Origin of the sequence: Devosia sp., assembly GCF_039927955.1 — a bacterium.
In the GTDB taxonomy this organism is placed as follows: domain Bacteria; phylum Pseudomonadota; class Alphaproteobacteria; order Rhizobiales; family Devosiaceae; genus Devosia.
Window position 1 is genome coordinate 1 of record NZ_JBDSUA010000045.1, and the last position, 18530, is coordinate 18530.

Here is an 18530-nt window from a genome sequence, read left to right on the forward strand (position 1 = left end):
ACCATCGGACAAATGCGCGATGATCCGCTCATCAGCTTGCCGGCAGTTCCCGCACGCTGATCATCCCGGCCAAGCCGGAAATGCGTGGAGGCCCTGCCTCAGTTACACCACGCTATGGGGCACGATCAATATTCGCCTCGTCGCGCACTTTCCAATGCCTGTTTGATCTTGTTTGCCTCCGCCTCTTTCCAGTGGAAGGGGGCAGGAGGGGCCAGAAGCCATCCCGCTGCCCCAAAATGCTGGGCGAGATTTTCGCAGATGGCATTGCGTAAGGCGATTTCAATACTCGCGGTTACGTTCATCAAGGCTGCGCCTAGGCGCAGCGTTTCTTGATGAAGCTCCACGGCGGCACTCACATTTCCGGTTAGTGCATTCAGTGAACCTAGTCGCTCAGGTGACAAAAGCACCGTTAGCGCGGCTAGGTCCGCGTCCTCCATTGTTGTCATTGACGCCCCCGTCAGATTGGCATACATTCACAATTGAAAAGCCGAGGTTTGATTGGCAGTTGCCCTTCGGGGCGGACGAATCCTCGGCTTCCCAAATCAGGGGGCACTCCAAGTGGGTGCCCCTTTTCTTTTGTCATCATTCCCGCAAAAGCCCTTTATTACAAGCGCCTAGAATGGGATAACTCCCCTATGGAGCAAGTTTAAAATCGCTATTTACTATCTCTATCCCTGCTTCTTTGAACATTTGAAATGCAAGCCTACCGCTTGCATCCCATTTAGATTCGGTGCCGTCTTCGGGAGCCGCCGATACAATACGGGTTATACCTGACTGAACTATAGTACCAGCACATCGGGCACAAATTGGCTTTCCGTGAACATATATTGTTCCGCCGCGAGCGCGTTGACCGGCTCCTAAGATTGCATTTACCTCTGCGTGAACGACTAGCTCAAGTTTCACTTCTGGATTTTCGAAACGTTCGGCAGAATCCTCTACTAGTTTAGGAAATCCATTATAGCCGACACCGGCAACTTGGCCTTGTGTATCAACGATCACAGCGCCAACTTTTGCCCGAGGGTCTTTTGACCATTCCGATGCGACCTTGGCGATATCGAGAAATCTTGCATCCCATTTTGCATTCGACATTTAACGCTCACTGATACGTTGCTGTGCATATATCAAGATTTATGCACCGTGCTTAAAGGCCATTTTGGGGTGGGAAGGGGACTGGCCGCTTATCGGGCTGAGTGGTCAAAAAGCGGCCCTTTGACACTGGTTGACACTGGGCCTCCAGATCAATTCTCTGGCTGTGATGAACGGCCATACCGCAGACCGTCGAATATCAGGCCGACCATTCTCTCGACGTGGGCTCGACCATCCTCGCCCGAGGCAACAGACAAGTTGCCTATTGCTCGGAGCAGGTCGTAGGGCAGCACGTCATCACGGATCGCGCCATTATCATCAGTAGCCTTAAGCAGGCCGCCAAGCGCGGGTTCGAAGTTGGCGCGGAAATAGTCCGGCAGCCCGGCAAAGGCGGGGTCGCCCGAATGCAGCGCTGCGGCCAATCCCTGCTTGGTTGCAATGAAGTCCGCGTAGCGCAGCAGCCAGGCATGCAAGGCGGCGGCCGGCGCCTGACTTGCCCGCAAAGTGGCGGCCTCGGCGACGCAGAGATCGACCTCTCGCCGGAACACCGCAGCGATCAGATCGGTCCGTTTTGGGAAGCGACGGTATAGCGTCGCAAGACCCACGCCAGCCTCCAGCGCAATCTCGCGGATCGGGGCATCGACCCCGGAGACGGCGAAGACCGCCTTCGCCGCCTGTAGCAGGGCATCTTCATTCTGTCTGGCATCGGCCCGTAACGGTCGTGACGCTGGTAATTTTGCCATCGGCTAGAGCCCAACTCGACGTTGCACGACAGTACCCCTTGTTAAGCGGATCATTGATCCGTATATGCTGTGAAAGCAACCGGATCAATGATCCACTTGCCTATATAGCCGAGCTATTCCGCTTTGGCCACCAGCATGAGATCGCAATGACCACCACCATCTTAAACGAGACCGTCCAACCGGTCGTTTCCATCGCCCCCGTCACCATCCCAGCCGCTGCAAGGGGGATGGACCTGCAGATGCGCGTGTCCGCGCCAGCCACCGGCGATGACTTGCCGGTCATCATCTTTTCGCATGGCTATTCCCTCAGCCACGACGCCTATGCGCCGCTGGTCGATTACTGGGCAGCGCGTGGTTTCGTGGTCATCCAGCCGACCCATCTCGACTCCACAAAGATCGGCCTGGCGCCGGACGATCTGCGCACGCCGCGCATCTGGCATCACCGGGAACAGGACCTTCTGACGGTTCTTGACAAGCTCGGACAGATTGAGGCTTTGGTCCCGAGCCTGCAGGGGCGACTTGATCACACGCGCATTGCCGTCGCCGGCCATTCCTGGGGCGCCACCACCGCCAGCATGTTCGTGGGCGCCACCCATCCCGATCCGGACAGCGGCGCGACGGTGCGCCTGCGCGACGCACGGGTGAAGGCGGCCGTGCTGTTCTGCCTCGCCGGCACAGGCGGGGACAAGCTGAACGCCATCGGATCGCAATTCTTCCCCTTCATGAACCCTGATTTCTCGGCCATGACTGCTCCATCGCTGATCGTCGCCGGAGAGAAGGACCAGAGCCAGCTGAGCACGGTTGGACCGGAATGGTGGCGCGAGGCTTTCGACCTGAGCCCGTCCCCGAAAATGCTCTATACGGCTATAGGCGCCGAACATTCGCTGGGCGGTATAGCGCAGCAGGGCGCGACCATGACGACGGACGAAAGCCCGGAACGGGTGGCGGCGCTGCAGCGATTGAGCGCCGCCTATCTTCGCGCCACGCTCTATCCTGCAGAGGCTGGTGTTGGTTTGGCTGCGGTGATCGGCACAGTCGCATCCCAAGGCGTAACCGAGAGCAAATAGTCATAGTCCATGCCTGCGGTGAATGACCACGGTCGCCGCAGGCATCGCAACAGCGCCGCCGGCCATGCAGTGAGTCTGTGTATGTCTACGGAGCGGTGTTAGAGCTTGCCTGTTTGTTCGCTGCGTTTGTTCGACCAGAATGGGAGGGACAAGGAATTGGACGCGCCTTCTGGTGGAGCGAGCAGAAGCATTCTTGTTCGAGGGTAGCCATTCCATTTGGTTGCATACAGATGGCTCGTCGAGAGCTGCTGGGTTCTACGAAAAGCTAGGGTGGAAGCGGATAAGCCTTTGGCAAGATGGAGAATATCGGTTCGAGAAAAGCCGACCCAAATAATGCGGTTAGACGAGCACTGCAGTTTTCGGGAACTAATTTACGGCAAAAATCAAGATTTATGCACCAGAAAAACCGCCCTGCAATCTCAATAACTTGCACAGTGCAAAAGTCAGGTTCGTATCTAACCCTGCTCGTTATGGCAGGATTTGAATAGATTTAGACGTCCCCTTTCGCCATCGCGTTACCAGAAGCGGCCCGTCAGAATTCCGTCTCAAGTCGGACGTAGACATGGGTAACTGTCCCCCGAGCTGCCTCGCGCAGTAGAGGCAATATTGAAGTTCAGGCTGCAAACCCGCCTTGCACACACTCCGCTTCCGCCACCCCTTCCCTTCCCTGCCCACTTCCGTTAGACAGCCCCCTTAACCACCACGTCCAAGCCTGATCCACGCGCGCAATGCTCAATTGCTGCGCGGGTTCGGCGCAGGTGGGCCCCGTGGCGCGATTCTCCCCAGTGCGCGCCACCCGTCACGAACGAGCCGAGCGAGCAAAAAAATGCCAAAACGTACCGATATCAAATCGATCCTCATCATCGGTGCGGGTCCGATCATTATCGGGCAGGCCTGCGAGTTTGATTATTCGGGCACCCAGGCCTGCAAGGCGCTCAAGGAAGAGGGCTACCGGATCATTCTGGTGAACTCCAATCCGGCCACCATCATGACCGACCCGGATCTGGCCCACGCCACCTATATGGAGCCGATCACCCCGGAAGTGGTCGCCAAGATCATCGAAAAGGAACGCCCCGACGCGCTCCTGCCCACCATGGGCGGCCAGACGGCGCTCAATTGCGCCCTGTCGCTGCGCAAGATGGGCGTGCTGGAAAAGTTCGGCGTTGAAATGATCGGCGCCACCGCCGAAGCCATCGACAAGGCCGAAGACCGCGAACTGTTCCGTGACGCCATGAAAAAGATCGGGCTGGAAACCCCGCGCTCGATGCTGGCCCACAACACCATCGAGGCGTTGCAGGCGCTCGAAGTCATCGGCCTGCCCTGCATCATTCGCCCCTCGTTCACCTTGGGCGGCACCGGCGGCGGCATTGCTTACAACCGCGAAGAATACCTGGCCATCGTCGAAAGCGGCGTCGATGCCTCCCCCACCGGCGAAGTGCTGGTCGAGGAAAGCGTGCTCGGCTGGAAAGAGTACGAAATGGAAGTCGTTCGCGACAAGAACGACAACTGCATCATCATCTGCTCGATCGAAAACATCGATCCGATGGGCGTCCATACCGGCGACTCGATCACCGTCGCCCCGGCTTTGACCCTGACCGACAAGGAATACCAGATCATGCGCGACGCCTCGCTGGCGGTGCTGCGCGAGATCGGCGTCGAGACCGGCGGCTCCAACGTGCAGTTCGGCATCAATCCGGCCGATGGCCGCATGGTGGTCATCGAAATGAACCCGCGCGTCTCGCGTTCCTCGGCGCTGGCCTCCAAGGCCACGGGTTTCCCGATCGCCAAGGTCGCGGCACGCCTCGCGGTCGGCTACACGCTCGATGAGCTGGAAAACGACATCACCGGCGGCGCTACCCCGGCCTCGTTCGAACCCACGATTGACTACGTGGTGGTCAAGATCCCGCGTTTCGCCTTCGAAAAATTCCCCGGTGCCGACAATCGCCTGACCACCTCGATGAAGTCGGTCGGCGAAGCCATGGCCATCGGCCGCACCTTCCAGGAATCGCTGCAAAAGGCCCTGCGCTCGCTGGAAACCGGCCTCACCGGCCTCAACGAAATCGGGATTCCCGGTCTCGGCGAAGGCGAAGACACCAACGCCATCAAGGCCGCCATCGGCAAGCCGACGCCCAACCGCATCCTGCATGTGGCCGAAGCCATGCGCCTGGGCATGTCGCTCGAAGACATCCACGAAGGCTGCAAGATCGACCCCTGGTTCCTCGAACAGATGCAGGGCATCGTCGATATGGAAGCCAAGGTGCGCCAGTATGGCCTGCCCGATACGGCCGAAGCGCTGCGCACCCTCAAATCCATGGGCTTCTCCGATCCGCGCCTCGCCGAACTGGTCGGCCTCAAGGCCAGCGACGTGCGCAAGAAGCGCCGCGCCCTCGGCGTGCGGCCGGTTTACAAGCGCATCGATACCAGCGCCGCCGAATTCGCCTCGCCCACGGCCTATATGTACTCGACCTATGAACAGCCGTTTGCCGGCACCGTCGCTGATGAAGCCTTCCCGTCCGATCGCAAGAAAGTGGTTATTCTGGGCGGCGGGCCGAACCGCATCGGCCAGGGCATCGAGTTCGATTATTGCTGCTGCCATGCCGCCTTCGCGCTGCAGGAAGCCGGCTATGAAACCATCATGGTCAACTGCAATCCCGAAACCGTCTCGACCGATTACGATACCTCCGATCGCCTGTATTTCGAGCCGCTGACCGAAGAAGACGTCATCGAAATCCTCGAAACCGAAAAGCAGAACGGCACCCTGCATGGCGTCATCGTGCAGTTCGGCGGCCAGACCCCGCTGAACCTGGCCGAAGCCGTGCTCAAGGCCGGCGTGCCGATCCTGGGCACCCAGCCGGAAAATATCGATCTGGCCGAAGACCGCGACCAGTTCTCCAAGCTCGTCGCCAAGCTCGAACTCACCCAGCCCAAAAACGGCATCGCCTATTCGCTCGAACAGGCCCGCCTCGTCGCCGAACGCCTCGGCTATCCGCTGGTCATCCGCCCGTCCTACGTGCTGGGCGGCCGTGCCATGGCCATCGCCCATTCGGCACAGGATTTCGAGCGCTATGTGCAGGACACGCTGACTGGCCTGGTGCCGCCCGATATCCTGCATCGCTATCCCAACGACAAGACCGGCCAGATCAACTCGGTGCTGTCCGATAATCCGCTGCTGTTTGATGGCTACCTGCAAAACGCCATCGAAATCGACGTCGATTGCCTGTGCGACGGCAAGGACGTGTTCATCGCCGGCATCATGGAACATATCGAAGAAGCCGGCATCCATTCCGGGGACTCGGCTTGCTCGCTGCCGGCGCAGAACCTGTCGCCCGAGATCATCGACGAACTCAAGCGCCAGACCGCCGAACTCGCCTTCGCGCTCAAGGTCGGCGGCTTGATGAACGTGCAATATGCGCTCAAGGACGGCGTCATTTACCTGCTCGAAGTCAATCCGCGCGCCAGCCGCACCGTGCCCTTCGTTGCCAAGGTCATCGGCGAACCCATCGCCAAGATCGCCTCACGCATCATGGCCGGCGAAACCCTCGCCAGCTTTGGCCTGGTCGAAAAGCAGCTCAAGCACATCGCCGTCAAGGAAGCCGTGTTCCCGTTCAACCGCTTCCCCGGCGTTGATACCGTGCTGGGCCCGGAAATGAAGTCGACTGGCGAAGTCATCGGGCTGGACTACGATTTTGCCATGGCCTTCGCCAAATCGCAGATGGGCGCTGGCTCCAAGGTGCCCAAAGCTGGCGTGGCCTTCGTGTCGGTCCGCGATGCCGACAAGGCATCGATTGTTGATAGCATGCGCCATCTGGTGCAGGCCGGCTTCACTATCCTTGCCACCAATGGCACCGCCAAATATCTGGTCGAACATGGCGTCACCGCCACCAAGATCAACAAGGTCCTCGAAGGCCGTCCGCATATCGTTGATTCAATGAAGAACGGCGGCGTGCAACTGGTGATCAACACCACCGATGGTGCCAAGTCGATCAGCGACAGCCGCGACATCCGCCGCACCTCCCTGCTGGCCAAGATCCCCTATTACACCACCATCCCCGGCGCCATTGCCGCGGTGGAAGGGATCATCGCCTACCAGCACGGCGATCTGACGGTCCGGCCGTTGCAAGACTACTTCGCCGCGTGATCATCGATCCGCTCTACGCGCTGTCCGGGCTCGCCGTCGGCGCCATCGTCGGCCTGACCGGCGTTGGCGGCGGCTCGCTGATGACGCCGCTGCTGATCCTGCTGTTCGGCATCCACCCGACCACGGCGGTCGGCACCGACCTGCTCTATGCCGCCACCACCAAATCGGCGGGCACGCTGGCCCATGGCCGCAATCAGGTGATCGACTGGAAAGTCGTCGCCCGCCTCGCCGCCGGCAGCGTTCCCGCCGCCATCATCACTGTCTGGCTACTGTCACAAAGCGGCGTCCAGACCACCGCCGTCTCGCACACCATCTCGCTGGTGCTCGGCGCCATGCTGATGCTGACGGCGCTGACCATCTTCTTCCGCCCGCAACTGGCAGCCTTCGCGGCCCGTCGTGGCGAACTTTCCCCCATCGCCCAAACCATCCTCACCGTGCTGTTCGGCGCCATTATCGGCGTGCTGGTGTCGATATCGTCGGTTGGCGCCGGCGCCGTCGGCGTCACCGTGCTGATGATGCTCTACCCCAGGATGCCAACTATCCGCATCGTCGGCTCCGACATCGCCCACGCCGTGCCGCTCACTCTCGTCGCCGGCATCGGCCATTGGGCCATCGGCTCCATCGATTGGTCCCTGCTGGCCTCGCTGCTCGTCGGCTCCATCCCCGGCATCCTGATCGCCAGCCACTTCGCACCGCGCGTCAAGGACGGCGTCCTGCGCGCCCTGCTCGGCATCGTGCTGACCCTGGTCGGCCTCAAGCTGCTGTTCAGCTAGGATTGACGGCCCACCTCGTTTTGCTGTTTGCATGACGCATGCGCCAATTTCAACGCCGCCGTTACAGACTTGCGCTGCCGCTCCTGGCGATAGCCCTGCTGCTGTTCGCCGCCATGTGGTTCGCCGCTCCCGCCATGGCGCTCGATTGCACCAGGGCGTCCACCCCCGTGGATCACGCCATCTGCGATACGCCTGCCCTCAAGGCGGCCGATGCCAGGCTTGGTAAAGTGTACTTTGCCACCCTGAAAGGCCTCGCCGGGGTCAACCACGACCTGCTGATCGAGAGCCAGCGCCTATGGCTGACCAATCGCGAGGAAGAATGCGTCGATGACGTTGCGGCCTGCGTTGCCAAGTCCATCGATGAGCGGCTAGATGCTATCGCCGTCTGCTATGCCGGCCAGCCAGGCACTACCACAGCATGCTCCTATTTCACCCAGACCACGTGCCCCACTCTGGTTGGGCTCGGCTGGCCAGGCATGGGCAAATATCCTTTCCTCATCGACACGATGACCAGCGAACTCAAACATGCGATCGACGAATTCGATTGCATCACCGACCCTGAGATTGGTGCCGATGCCAGCCAGGACAGCGAAACGCAGACTCTTGATCTGGTCGGTGAACGGCCTGGCCTTGTCTGCCTGAACAAACAGGTCGACGGCTACTATTCCGGCGCCGCCCATCCGTTCCACGGTGAAGTTCTGCAGTGCTACGAAACTGCCACCGGACAACTGCTGCCGTTCGAGACCGTCTTTCCCAAGGTCACCGCGGGCTCCGATCAGCTTCAGAAAATCCGGGACAGCATCGACGGCGAGCTCACCACCACCTGTTGCGACGGCGATATCACCGATGCTCTGACCTTCGCTGAAATCTACACCGACCAGACCATGCCAAACGGTTGGGCCACCGACGCCAGCGGCGCCCTGCAGCTTGGCTTCGAATATCCCGCCTTTGGCCGCTCGTTCCAGGCCATCGCCACGGTCCCCCGCGACGCATTCATCGACGCTGTCGCCCCGGCCTATCGCAAATACTTCACGCCTGCCCAATAGCCGCCGCGCTTGACCATCACCTGCCAAACGGCCCTAATGCCCCCGCAGCAAATGCGGAGACACATCATGCGTCTGGCCCTCACCCTGCTCTGCGCTCTTCTGGCACCCATCACCGCCGCGCGGGCGGCTGAAGAATTCAACCCCTATCAAGCCTCGATTGATCGCATGCCGATCGCCGACGCCATGCGCCAGATCGAAGCGCACTATGGCCCGACAAAAGAACCCAGAACCTATGAAAACGGCACTGTCACAGTGATGGGCGGCACCGACCACGACTTGTCGTTGTTCCTGTTTTGCGATGGTAAAATGGCCGGGATGAGCGCTTCGGTCAGCACCGAAGTCGCCGCAAAAATCCTGCTGCCGCTGACCGGTCCCGACGCCAAGGTCGAGGTCTTCGGCACCGACGATGGCGTGATGTTGTCCTTGCTCGGACACACGCTGACTTTTTACTACCGGGGCATCGGCACCAAATCCAGCAACGTCATTGCCACCTATCCCACCGAAGTGTTCAACGTGTTCCAGTTTGAGCGCTATTGCGACGAACTCAAAAGCTAGACGCCAAAAAACGCTCCAACCGCCGCCAGCGCCGCGTCGATTGCGGCATCGTCGATATCCAGATGCGTCACCCAGCGCTGCTGGCCATAGCGTCCGCTGATGCCGACGCCATTGGCCAGCATATGCTTGCCGAACGCTTCGGCAACCGGCGCGTCAACATCAACGAAGATGATATTGGTGTCAGGCATCAGCACCTTGAGCGCCCCGAACCGCACCAGCCCCTCGGCCAGCCGCTTCGCGCGTGCGTGGTCGTCCGCCAGCCGCGCCACATTGTTGTCCAGCGCATAAAGCCCCGCAGCGGCAATGATCCCCGCCTGCCGCATGCCGCCGCCCAGCATCTTGCGCTGCCGCCGCGCCTTGCCGATCAGATCCGCATTGCCCGCCAGCACCGATCCAACCGGCGCGCCCAATCCCTTGGACAAGCACAATGACACCGTATCGAACGGCGCCACAAAATCCTTGATATCGACGCCCAGCGCCACGCAGGCATTGAACGCCCGCGCCCCATCCAGATGCAGCCCCAGCCCATAACGCCGCGCCAATTGCCCGACACTGGTCATATACTCAACCGGCAAAACCTTGCCGCCGAAGGTGTTTTCCAGCGCAATCAGCCGCGTTCGCGCGAAATGCACATCGTCCGGCTTGATCGCCGCTTCGATATCGGCCAGCGCCAGCGTGCCATCGGCCTGATGCTCGATCGGCTGCGGCTGGATTGACCCCAAAACCGCCGCCCCGCCCTGCTCGACGCGATAGGCATGCGCTTGCTGGCCAGCAATGAACTCGTCGCCGCGCCCGCAATGGGCCATCAGCGCCAACAGGTTCGACATCGTCCCGGTGGGCACGAACAGCGCCGCATCCTTGCCGGTGATCGCCGCCACCCGCGCCTCCAGCGCGTTGACGCTCGGATCGTCGCCAAACACATCGTCTCCGACTTCGGCCTTGGCCATCAGCACCCGCATCGAGGCGCTGGGGCGCGTTACGGTGTCGGAACGAAAGTCATAGCGGATGGCGGTCATGCGGCACTCCAATATCCAGCCCAGTCAAAGAATTAGCCGCTGGCTCGGCTTGGCGCCAGACCCGACCATTCATTCGTGCCACCAGCCGCATCGACGTCGCCGACGTCATTGGCACGCCGCCGCGCCGCTCTGCTGAAGTGCGTAAACTTTGCATCGAATCCCACCTGTTTGATGGGCGCACCATCGCTGCTCAATCCGGGCAGTAAAATGGTCGCATCGGGGCAATGTGGCGTTATGCACGCAACCAAAAATTCACGGTAAACCAAAGGTAAAGATCGGCAGCGTCACCAGCGGCTTGCCGCAACAAGTTCATATTTTGAGTCAGCTTTTCTGCGCCACCACCAGCATGCCCCGGATTGGCGCGCCGCGATCCTGCCGCAGCGTTGCGCGCTCAAACCGCAGCACCGCAAACCCCGCATCCGCCAGCGCCGCCTTGGTCGCCTCGCCATTGTGCGCATAGCGCAGCGATGGTCGCAAAAACACCGGCTCTTCGCCCTCATGCTCTTCCAGCGAAAACACCAGCAGTGCCCCCTGCCTCATCGCCGCAGCGCACGCCGCCAGCACCGGCGGCAATGCCCCGCAATAAATAAACACGTCCGCCGCCGTCAGCAGGTCGGCCGGCGCCGGTCGTGCCAGCAGAAACTCGACCAGTTCCGCTTTGGCCAGCCGGTCATAGATTCCCTTGCGCCCGGTTTCGGCAATCATCGCCGCCGACAGGTCAATGCCCTCGAGCAGATCCACCCGCTCGCGCAACCGCGCGCCCATCAGCCCGGTGCCACAGCCCAGATCCAGCGCATCGGCAAACCGCACCCAGCTGCGCTCTGCCATTACGGAACTCAGCAAATCATCGAGCATTTCCGGCACGCGATAGCCCAGCCGATCGACCAGTGCGGTTTCGAATTTTGGGGCATACTGATCAAACAGCGCTTCCACATAGCTGACCGCCGTGCCGTCACCAGCACTTTTTGCGCCATGGGCCGCCAGCTTCAATCGCGCCCCGAACACGCCATCATCGTCCAGCGCCTCCAGATGCCGCCAGGCCGAAATCGCCTGCGCAGTCGCCCCGGCCTTTTCATGAAAGCCGCCCAGCAGGTCCCAGCCTGCAGTCCATTCCGGCACCAGTTCCAGCGCCTGCTCCATCAGGTCGGCCGCCGCCGCAGGTTCGCCGCCCTCGGCCAGCTGCCGTGCATAGTCGGCACGGCGGTCGGCGATCACATCGCCCGAAGATTGAAATGCGCTGATCAAAACCATGCCGTCCGGAACAAAACCCCGGCCCCTGCCGGTGCCGTCGATGTCGCGCAAATTCGCTGGAAAAGCAAGCATTTGCAGGCTTGCTTGCCCTTCCAAGCTGTGCCTGCCTCCATATTGAATGCTTGATTGTTTCAGGCTAGAAATGCGCCGTCGAATATTGCGGTCGATTGCTCTGCATTGTGCGAAACCTGCTTATGCTGATGTCACTCTCCGATAATTCGATGATAATTGGCCGGAATTATTTCGACTTCGGCCACCAACAGCCTGCACGAGGGAACGCGCATCATGGCATCTGGCACCGTAAAATGGTTCAATGGACAAAAGGGCTTCGGCTTTATTCAACCGGACGAGGGTGGAGCGGATGTGTTCGTCCACATCTCGGCCGTTCAGCGCTCGGGCCTCAGTGGCCTCGATGAAGGCCAGAAGATCAGCTATGAGATCGTCAAGGACAAGCGGACCGGCAAATCCGCTGCTGACAATCTGACCGCCGCCTGAGCCAACCACCGCGACGGAATTTGAAAGGCGCATCTCTGGAGGGAGGTTGCGCCTTTCGCTTGGCTCGGCCGCGAAAGCCTCCCGTTTGTGCCATATTGATGAACGCATTGTTTCGGTCTAGAAATTTGGGATCGAACATTGCGGTCGATCGATAATGCTTGCCGACTTGCGTCTGCCTGCTGACGTCACTCTCCGAATTTCGATGACCACTGGTTGTTCCCGGGAGGGTTCAGCCGCCACTACAGCAGACTGCACGAGGGAACGCGCATCATGGCATCTGGCACCGTAAAATGGTTCAACGGCCAAAAGGGCTACGGCTTTATTCAGCCTGACGAAGGCGGGGCGGACGTATTCGTCCACATCTCGGCCGTTCAGCGTTCGGGCCTTGATGGCCTCGACGAAGGTCAGAAGGTGAAATACGAAATCGTTCAGGACAAGCGCACCGGCAAATCCACCGCCGACAATCTGACCGCATCCTGATCACACCATCAGCAAATTGAGCCGGGCGCATCGTTGGCGGCGATGCGCCCGGTTTGTTTTGGGGCCTCTATCCACCCCACCACGCATCACCCTCCGCTTGCGCCGCGGGCTGTTGAATGTGTCCAAACCGCGTCTCTCAAGTCGCGCCTGTCAGTACCGAGCCCAGGCCCGGCCATCGCCCGCGATGTCACCCCGGCGCGGGCCGCAGCCATCCCGAGATTTCAAGACAAACCCACGCCTCCGCCAGAACAAACTAGAACGCAATTCTAACCAACCATCTAGAATACCGTTCTAATTTGCTCCATTCTTCGCCAATGACCGAGATCGCACCAGACCGCCATAACCAGATCCTCGAAGCAGCTCTGGCCTGTTTCCTGGAGCGCGGCTACCTCGCCACCACGATTGCCGATATCCGCCAGCGCAGCGGGGCCACCACCGGCAGCATCTATCATTTCTTCGATGGCAAGGGCGCCTTGGCCATCGCCCTGCTGACCGAAGCGGTGGCCCTGTGGTTGGCTTTGTCCGCCGAAGCACTCGATCCCGACGCTCCAGCCGAAGCCGGCATCAAGGCCTCGGTGCGCGGGCTGGTCATGTTCGGCCTCACCCACCCGGCCCTGTCGCGCTTCATGGATGAAATCCGCACCCTGTCATCGACCCTGCCTGAATTTCAGCAGGTCGATCAGTTGCTTGGCCAAGGCCAGCACGTTACCGAAGCCCGCTATCGCCAATGGGCCAAAGCCGGCACGGTGCGCGATCTCCCCTGGCCCATCGCCGATGCGCTGATGCTCGGCCCGACCTATAGCTTCCTGCGCAGCCCCGGCCCAAGCGGCACCTTCAACGCCGCCCACACTGCCGAACTTCTTGCCAACGCGGCGTGGAATACCGTCTGTACCTGAACGCTACTGCGCCGGCGCCACCCGCAAAATCCGGCCATTGTCTTCGTCCGTCGCCAGATACAGCGCCCCATCCGGCCCGATCCGCACGTCGCGAATGCGGCCCAATTGGCCCTCGAACAGCCGCTCCTCGCTGACCACCGTGTCGCCATCCATCTTCAAATGCACCAGCATCTGAAATTTCAGCGCGCCCAGCACCACGTCGCCTTGCCACGCGGGAAACAGCGCCCCCTCATAAACCACCAGTCCGGATGGCGCGATGGAGGGGTCCCAGTAATGCAGCGGCTGTTCCAGCCCGGCCTTTTCCGTGCCTTCGCCGATCTTTTGCCCGTCATAATTGATGCCATAGGTGATCACCGGCCAGCCGTAATTCTTGCCCGGCTCGATCCTGTTCAGCTCATCGCCACCCTTGGCGCCGTGTTCCACTGTCAAAATGGCGCCATCGCCTGGGCGAATGGCCAGCCCCTGTGCATTGCGCTCGCCCTTGGCCAACAGCTCCGGCGCCCAGCCCGCTGGTTTGGGATTGTCCGCCGGCACCGAGCCATCCGGCCCGATCCGGATCATCCCACCCGCCAGATCGGCAAAATCCTGCGCCCGGTCGCGCTCGCCATGATCACCGCTGGTAATCAGCAGATTGCCATCCGCCGCGATGGCGATGCGCCCACCATATTGCAGACCACCGCCGCGCTGCACCTGCACCAGCACTTTCTGGTCGCTCAGCGCGCCGCTGTCGCCCTTAACAGTGAGCGTCGCCGAATTGACCGTCAGCGCCGCGCCACTCGCCGAGCGCCCGGAATAGGCGAAATACACTCGCCCCGATTGCGCAAAATCCGGTGCCAGCACCAGATCGAACAGCCCGGCCTGCCCGCCGGTTTCAATCTCGGGCATGCCGCTAATCGGCTCGCCCAAGGTGCCGTTCTTGCTCACGATGCGGATATGCCCGCTGCGCTCGGTGACGATCAGTCGTCCGTCCGGCAAAAAGCTTATCGACCAGGGGTGATCGAGCCCATCGACTACGGTCGTGGCCGCAATCCTGCCAACACTGCTGTCAACCGTCTGAGCCTGGGCCGGCAGCGCCATGAGCATCACCAGACCGATGCCCAACAGTGTAGCGCGCACCGCGTAATTCCCACCAAATCCCTGCAACATCGAGCACCCTTTCGTCTGGAAACTGTTGAAGCCTTGCATGTCCAGCGCTAAACCCCATCTTGTGTGGACACCGCCCGCTTGACCTAAACGCGTCTGGCGGGCACTTTGCGCCAAACTTCTCCCAAAGATTATCGTCGCGGTGATGCCGAACGGAATTGGCAGGGAGAGAACCTGTATGCAGTGCCGATGGAGGACGACCAATGGACAAGATCCCGATGACAATTTCAGGGCACAAGGCCCTGAGCGCTGAATATGTGCGCCGCACCTCCAATGAGCGGCGCCGCATTGTGGAAGCTATTTCCGAAGCGCGTGCCCACGGCGATCTGTCCGAAAACGCCGAGTATTCGGCCGCCAAGGAACAGCAGAGCCTCAATGAAGGCCGGATTCAGGAACTGGAATCCATGCTGGCGCTCGCCGATATCATCGATGTCACCAAGCTTTCGGGCAGCACCGTGAAGTTCGGCGCCACCGTGACCTATATCGACGAGGATACCGAGGAAGAAAAAACCTATCAGGTGGTTGGCGATCCCGAAGCCAATGCCAGCGAGGGCCGCATCTCGATTTCGTCGCCCATCGCCCGCGCCATGATCGGCAAGGAGGCTGGCGATTCGTTCGAGGTCTCTGCTCCCGGTGGTGCCCGCAGCTATGAAATCCTCAAGATCAAGTATGCCTGAGGGGTCCGACCGAAAATTGCAAAGCGGTTTTCGGTCGAATCGGACACCTCAAAAAAGCAGCGCCGCGACGGCTCTTCCGGCAGGCCTGGCGCGTGGTGCCCAAACTTTGGGCAAATGCCCACACTTGGTGTGACATTTAGGTTGGTAACTTGCTGCGCCGGTCGCGCGAACAAGACTTTGCCTTGAAACCGAACGACTTCCCCTCTTAATTGAGGGGGAGGAAGTCTTCCTTACCGATTGGAGAGCGTCGCGATGCACGCGAAAGTCATCATCATTGGTTCCGGCCCGGCCGGTTATACCGCCGCAATCTATGCGGCGCGCGCTATGCTTGAGCCCGTGATGATTCAGGGCCTGCAGCCCGGCGGCCAGCTCACCATCACCACCGATGTGGAAAATTACCCTGGCTTTGCCGATGTCATCCAGGGTCCCTGGCTGATGGAGCAGATGCGCGCCCAGGCCGAACATGTCGGCACCAAAATCGTCAACGACCTGATCGTCTCGGTCGATTTCGACGTGCGCCCCTTCGTTTTGATCGGCGACAGCGGCGATCGCTACACCGCCGATAGCGTCATCATCACCACCGGCGCCCAGGCCAAATGGCTGGGCCTGCCCTCCGAACAAAAGTTCCAGGGCTTTGGCGTTTCCGCCTGCGCCACCTGCGATGGCTTTTTCTATCGCAACAAGGAAGTGGTCGTGGTCGGCGGCGGCAATACGGCCGTCGAAGAAGCGCTGTTCCTCACCAATTTCGCCTCCAAGGTCATCGTCGTACATCGTCGTGGCGAGTTCCGGGCCGAGCGCATCCTGCAGGAACGCCTGTTCAAGCACCCCAAGATCGAAGTGCGCTGGCACACCGAAGTTGCCGATATCGGCGGCTCCGCCATGCCCCCTTCGGTCAATTCGATCACCCTGCGCGATGTCCGCTCGGGCCAGACCACGACGCAAGCAGTCGATGGCGTGTTCGTGGCAATCGGGCATTCGCCGGCCACCTCGATCTTTGCCGGCAAGCTGGACATGAAGGCTGGCGGCTATCTGCAGGTCAAACCCGGCAGCTGCGAAACCAATGTCCCGGGCGTTTTCGCCGCGGGTGACGTTACCGACGATATCTACCGGCAGGCGGTCACCGCCGCCGGCATGGGTTGCATGGCCGCGCTTGATGCCGAGCGCTATCTTGCCGAACACGAAATGGCTGAAGCGGCGGAATAACGCCGCTAAGCATGCCGCGAAATATGGGCCACAGTTTTCGCGACGTGCTGCATGATACAGGTAAGGGGTGACACGCCGGGATAACCGGTGCGCATCCGAGAGGGGAATGCGTCGACATGCTGGACTGGGACAAGCTGCGGATTTTCCACACTGCCGCCGAGTCGGGGAGTTTCACCCACGCCGCTGAAAAGCTGGGCATGAGCCAATCGGCGGTGTCCCGGCAGATTTCGGCGCTGGAGGATGATCTCGGCCTCAAGCTGTTCATCCGCCATGCCCGCGGCCTGGTGCTGACCGAAGTGGGCGAGCAGTTATTCCGCACCGCCCATCGCATGCACTGGGAATTGCAGCAGGTCGAAACCCAGATGTCCGAAAGTCAGGACGTCCCCACCGGCCCGCTGATCGTCACCACCACGGTGGGTATCGGCTCCACCTGGCTCTCGTCGCGCCTTGATGAATTCCTCAAGCTCTACCCGCTGATCCAGCTCGAAATCCGCCTCAACGACGCCGAGCTCGATCTGGCCATGCGCGAGGCCGACGTGGCCATCCGCCTGCACCGCCCCAACCAGTCCGAAATGATCCAGCGCAAGCTGTTCACCGTACACAACCACTTCTACGCCTCGGAAAGCTATATTGCCGAAAACGGCATGCCCAAAAGCGTCGAAGACCTCGACAATCACCGCGTCATCTCGTTTGGCGAACCGGTGCCGTCCTATCTGGGCGACATCAACTTCCTCGAACGCCTCGGCCGTGCCGATAATAGCCCACGTCGCGCCGCGCTCAAGGTCAACGCCATCTACGGCATGATGCAGGCCGCCCAGGCCGGCATCGGCATCGCCATGCTGCCCGATTACGTCACCGAAAAGGCCGCGGGTCTGGTGCAGGTGCTCAACGAAATCCAGATCCCCGAATACGAGGCCTATTTCGTTTATCCACCGGCCCTGAAAAGCTCCAAGCGGGTCGGCGTATTCCGCGACTTCCTGGTGGGCAAGGCCCGCGAGTGGAGCTTCTAGAAACGCCACAACCTCGTGGTTCGAGGCTTTGCTCCGCAAAGCACCTCACCATGAGGTCTGATGCATCGTCTGAACCTGAACAGCCCCACCGTAGCCCTCATGGTGAGGTGGGAGCGTTTGCGAGCCTCGAACCAGGAGGCGTGGCGGGAAGCCAGCCATGATCACCACCATCGCCTTCGACGCCGATGACACGCTCTGGCAAAACGAAACCTTCTTCCGCCTCACCGAACAGCGCTTTCTGGCCATGCTGGCCGACTATGCTGAACACGATGGGTTGAGCGAGCGCCTGCGTGCCGCCGAAGTGCGCAACCTCTCGGCCTACGGCTTCGGCATCAAGGGCTTCACCCTTTCGATGATCGAGACCGCCCTCGAAATCACCGAACACCGCGTCCCCGGCACGGTCATCGCCGAAATCCTCGCCGCCGGCCGCGAACTGCTGACCCACCCGGTCGAAACCCTGCCCTATGTCGATCAGGTGCTGTCGCAGGTTCAGCAGCGCTATCGGCTGATCCTGATCACCAAGGGCGACCTGTTCGATCAGGAGCGCAAACTCGCTGCCTCGGGTCTGGCGGAGTACTTCTCCGCCGTCGAAATCGTCTCCGACAAAACCGAGGCCGTCTATCGCCGCATCTTCACTACCCGCGCCGACGGCTCCGAACGCACGCTGATGGTCGGCAATTCGCTGAAGTCCGACATTCTCCCGGCCCTCGCCGCCGGCAGCTTCGCCATCCATGTCCCACACGACCTGACCTGGTCGTTTGAACACGCCGAAGCCCCACTGGACGAGCCACGCTTCGCCCACATCGCGCATCTGGGCGAATTGCCAGAGGCGATCGAAAAGTTCATGGCTCTCTGACCTGCGATCTACCAGTCGTCACCCTCCCCCTTCGCGGGAACTGTTTACCTACGATCCTTTTTGGATTCTTGTGCTGTGCAAGTGATTTGCTCAGG

General features: G+C 60.6%; 18 protein-coding genes. 12 read left to right on the top strand and 6 right to left on the bottom strand.

From position 1 onward, the window contains the following. Positions 1 to 125 precede the first annotated feature (125 nt). The 3 genes from ABIT12_RS12070 to ABIT12_RS12080 all read right to left on the bottom strand — a co-directional run bounded on the left by ABIT12_RS12070 (position 126) and on the right by ABIT12_RS12080 (position 1829). A complete protein-coding gene (locus tag ABIT12_RS12070; RefSeq protein ID WP_348045761.1) occupies positions 126 to 446 on the bottom strand; it encodes a hypothetical protein in 321 nt (106 codons plus the stop codon). 187 nt (positions 447 to 633) lie between these two features. Next, the gene (locus tag ABIT12_RS12075; protein WP_348045763.1) at positions 634 to 1089 is read right to left on the bottom strand and encodes a deaminase; all 456 of its coding nucleotides are present in this window, start codon (positions 1087 to 1089) and stop codon (positions 634 to 636) included. A 149-nt stretch (positions 1090 to 1238) separates the two neighbouring features. Beyond that, the gene (locus tag ABIT12_RS12080; protein WP_348045765.1) at positions 1239 to 1829 is read right to left on the bottom strand and encodes a TetR/AcrR family transcriptional regulator; all 591 of its coding nucleotides are present in this window, start codon (positions 1827 to 1829) and stop codon (positions 1239 to 1241) included. A gap of 146 nt (positions 1830 to 1975) precedes the next feature. Here ABIT12_RS12080 and ABIT12_RS12085 point away from each other — a divergent pair, with 146 nt between their 5' ends. From ABIT12_RS12085 to ABIT12_RS12105, 5 genes are all read left to right on the top strand, one after another. Beyond that, positions 1976 to 2896: a chlorophyllase/cutinase-like alpha/beta fold protein gene (locus tag ABIT12_RS12085; protein ID WP_348045767.1), complete on the top strand. Its 921-nt coding sequence runs from the start codon at positions 1976 to 1978 to the stop codon at positions 2894 to 2896. 826 nt (positions 2897 to 3722) lie between these two features. Next, positions 3723 to 7034, top strand: coding sequence for a carbamoyl-phosphate synthase large subunit (gene carB / locus ABIT12_RS12090; RefSeq protein WP_348045769.1), 3312 nt, complete (start codon positions 3723 to 3725; stop codon positions 7032 to 7034). Further along, the gene (locus ABIT12_RS12095; protein ID WP_348045771.1) at positions 7031 to 7807 is read left to right on the top strand and encodes a sulfite exporter TauE/SafE family protein; all 777 of its coding nucleotides are present in this window, start codon (positions 7031 to 7033) and stop codon (positions 7805 to 7807) included. Before carB ends, ABIT12_RS12095 begins: the two co-directional genes overlap by 4 nt. A gap of 38 nt (positions 7808 to 7845) precedes the next feature. Then, positions 7846 to 8853, top strand: a complete 1008-nt coding sequence (locus tag ABIT12_RS12100; protein WP_348045773.1) for a lysozyme inhibitor LprI family protein — start codon at positions 7846 to 7848, stop codon at positions 8851 to 8853. Positions 8854 to 8919: 66 nt separating this feature from the next. Next, positions 8920 to 9408, top strand: a complete 489-nt coding sequence (locus tag ABIT12_RS12105; protein ID WP_348045775.1) for a hypothetical protein — start codon at positions 8920 to 8922, stop codon at positions 9406 to 9408. Here the strand turns inward: ABIT12_RS12105 and ltaE are convergent. Together ltaE and ABIT12_RS12115 are read right to left on the bottom strand one after the other, a co-directional pair. Next, complete coding sequence (gene ltaE / locus ABIT12_RS12110) at positions 9405 to 10424, bottom strand: low-specificity L-threonine aldolase (RefSeq protein ID WP_348045777.1); 1020 nt, start codon at positions 10422 to 10424, stop codon at positions 9405 to 9407. The genes ABIT12_RS12105 and ltaE overlap by 4 nt on opposite strands. A 321-nt stretch (positions 10425 to 10745) precedes the next feature. Then, on the bottom strand, positions 10746 to 11747 hold the full coding sequence (locus ABIT12_RS12115; protein WP_348045779.1) for a methyltransferase: 1002 nt from the start codon (positions 11745 to 11747) through the stop codon (positions 10746 to 10748). Between the two features lie 213 nt (positions 11748 to 11960). Between ABIT12_RS12115 and ABIT12_RS12120 the strand changes: the two genes are divergently transcribed. From ABIT12_RS12120 to ABIT12_RS12130, 3 genes are all read left to right on the top strand, one after another. Continuing rightward, positions 11961 to 12170 carry a cold-shock protein gene (locus ABIT12_RS12120; protein WP_348045781.1) on the top strand — a complete coding sequence of 70 codons (210 nt, stop codon included), beginning with the start codon at positions 11961 to 11963 and terminating at the stop codon, positions 12168 to 12170. 270 nt (positions 12171 to 12440) lie between these two features. Beyond that, positions 12441 to 12650 (top strand): cold-shock protein, encoded by a 210-nt coding sequence (locus ABIT12_RS12125; protein WP_348045783.1) that lies wholly within the window; start codon positions 12441 to 12443, stop codon positions 12648 to 12650. Between the two features lie 314 nt (positions 12651 to 12964). Then, positions 12965 to 13546: a helix-turn-helix domain-containing protein gene (locus ABIT12_RS12130; RefSeq protein WP_348045785.1), complete on the top strand. Its 582-nt coding sequence runs from the start codon at positions 12965 to 12967 to the stop codon at positions 13544 to 13546. A gap of 3 nt (positions 13547 to 13549) precedes the next feature. Here ABIT12_RS12130 and ABIT12_RS12135 read toward each other — a convergent pair whose 3' ends face one another. Continuing rightward, positions 13550 to 14692 (bottom strand): PQQ-dependent sugar dehydrogenase, encoded by a 1143-nt coding sequence (locus ABIT12_RS12135; RefSeq protein WP_348045787.1) that lies wholly within the window; start codon positions 14690 to 14692, stop codon positions 13550 to 13552. A 200-nt stretch (positions 14693 to 14892) separates the two neighbouring features. On the opposite strand from ABIT12_RS12135, the gene greA reads away from it, so the two are divergent. The 4 genes from greA (at position 14893) to ABIT12_RS12155 (ending at position 18435) form a co-directional block, all read left to right on the top strand. Continuing rightward, complete coding sequence (greA, locus tag ABIT12_RS12140) at positions 14893 to 15366, top strand: transcription elongation factor GreA (RefSeq protein WP_348045789.1); 474 nt, start codon at positions 14893 to 14895, stop codon at positions 15364 to 15366. A gap of 252 nt (positions 15367 to 15618) precedes the next feature. Beyond that, positions 15619 to 16569, top strand: a complete 951-nt coding sequence (gene trxB, locus ABIT12_RS12145) for a thioredoxin-disulfide reductase (protein WP_348045791.1) — start codon at positions 15619 to 15621, stop codon at positions 16567 to 16569. A gap of 116 nt (positions 16570 to 16685) precedes the next feature. Next, positions 16686 to 17579 (top strand): LysR family transcriptional regulator, encoded by an 894-nt coding sequence (locus ABIT12_RS12150; protein ID WP_348045793.1) that lies wholly within the window; start codon positions 16686 to 16688, stop codon positions 17577 to 17579. 157 nt (positions 17580 to 17736) lie between these two features. Further along, positions 17737 to 18435, top strand: a complete 699-nt coding sequence (locus ABIT12_RS12155) for an HAD family hydrolase (protein ID WP_348045795.1) — start codon at positions 17737 to 17739, stop codon at positions 18433 to 18435. Positions 18436 to 18530: the final 95 nt, after the last annotated feature.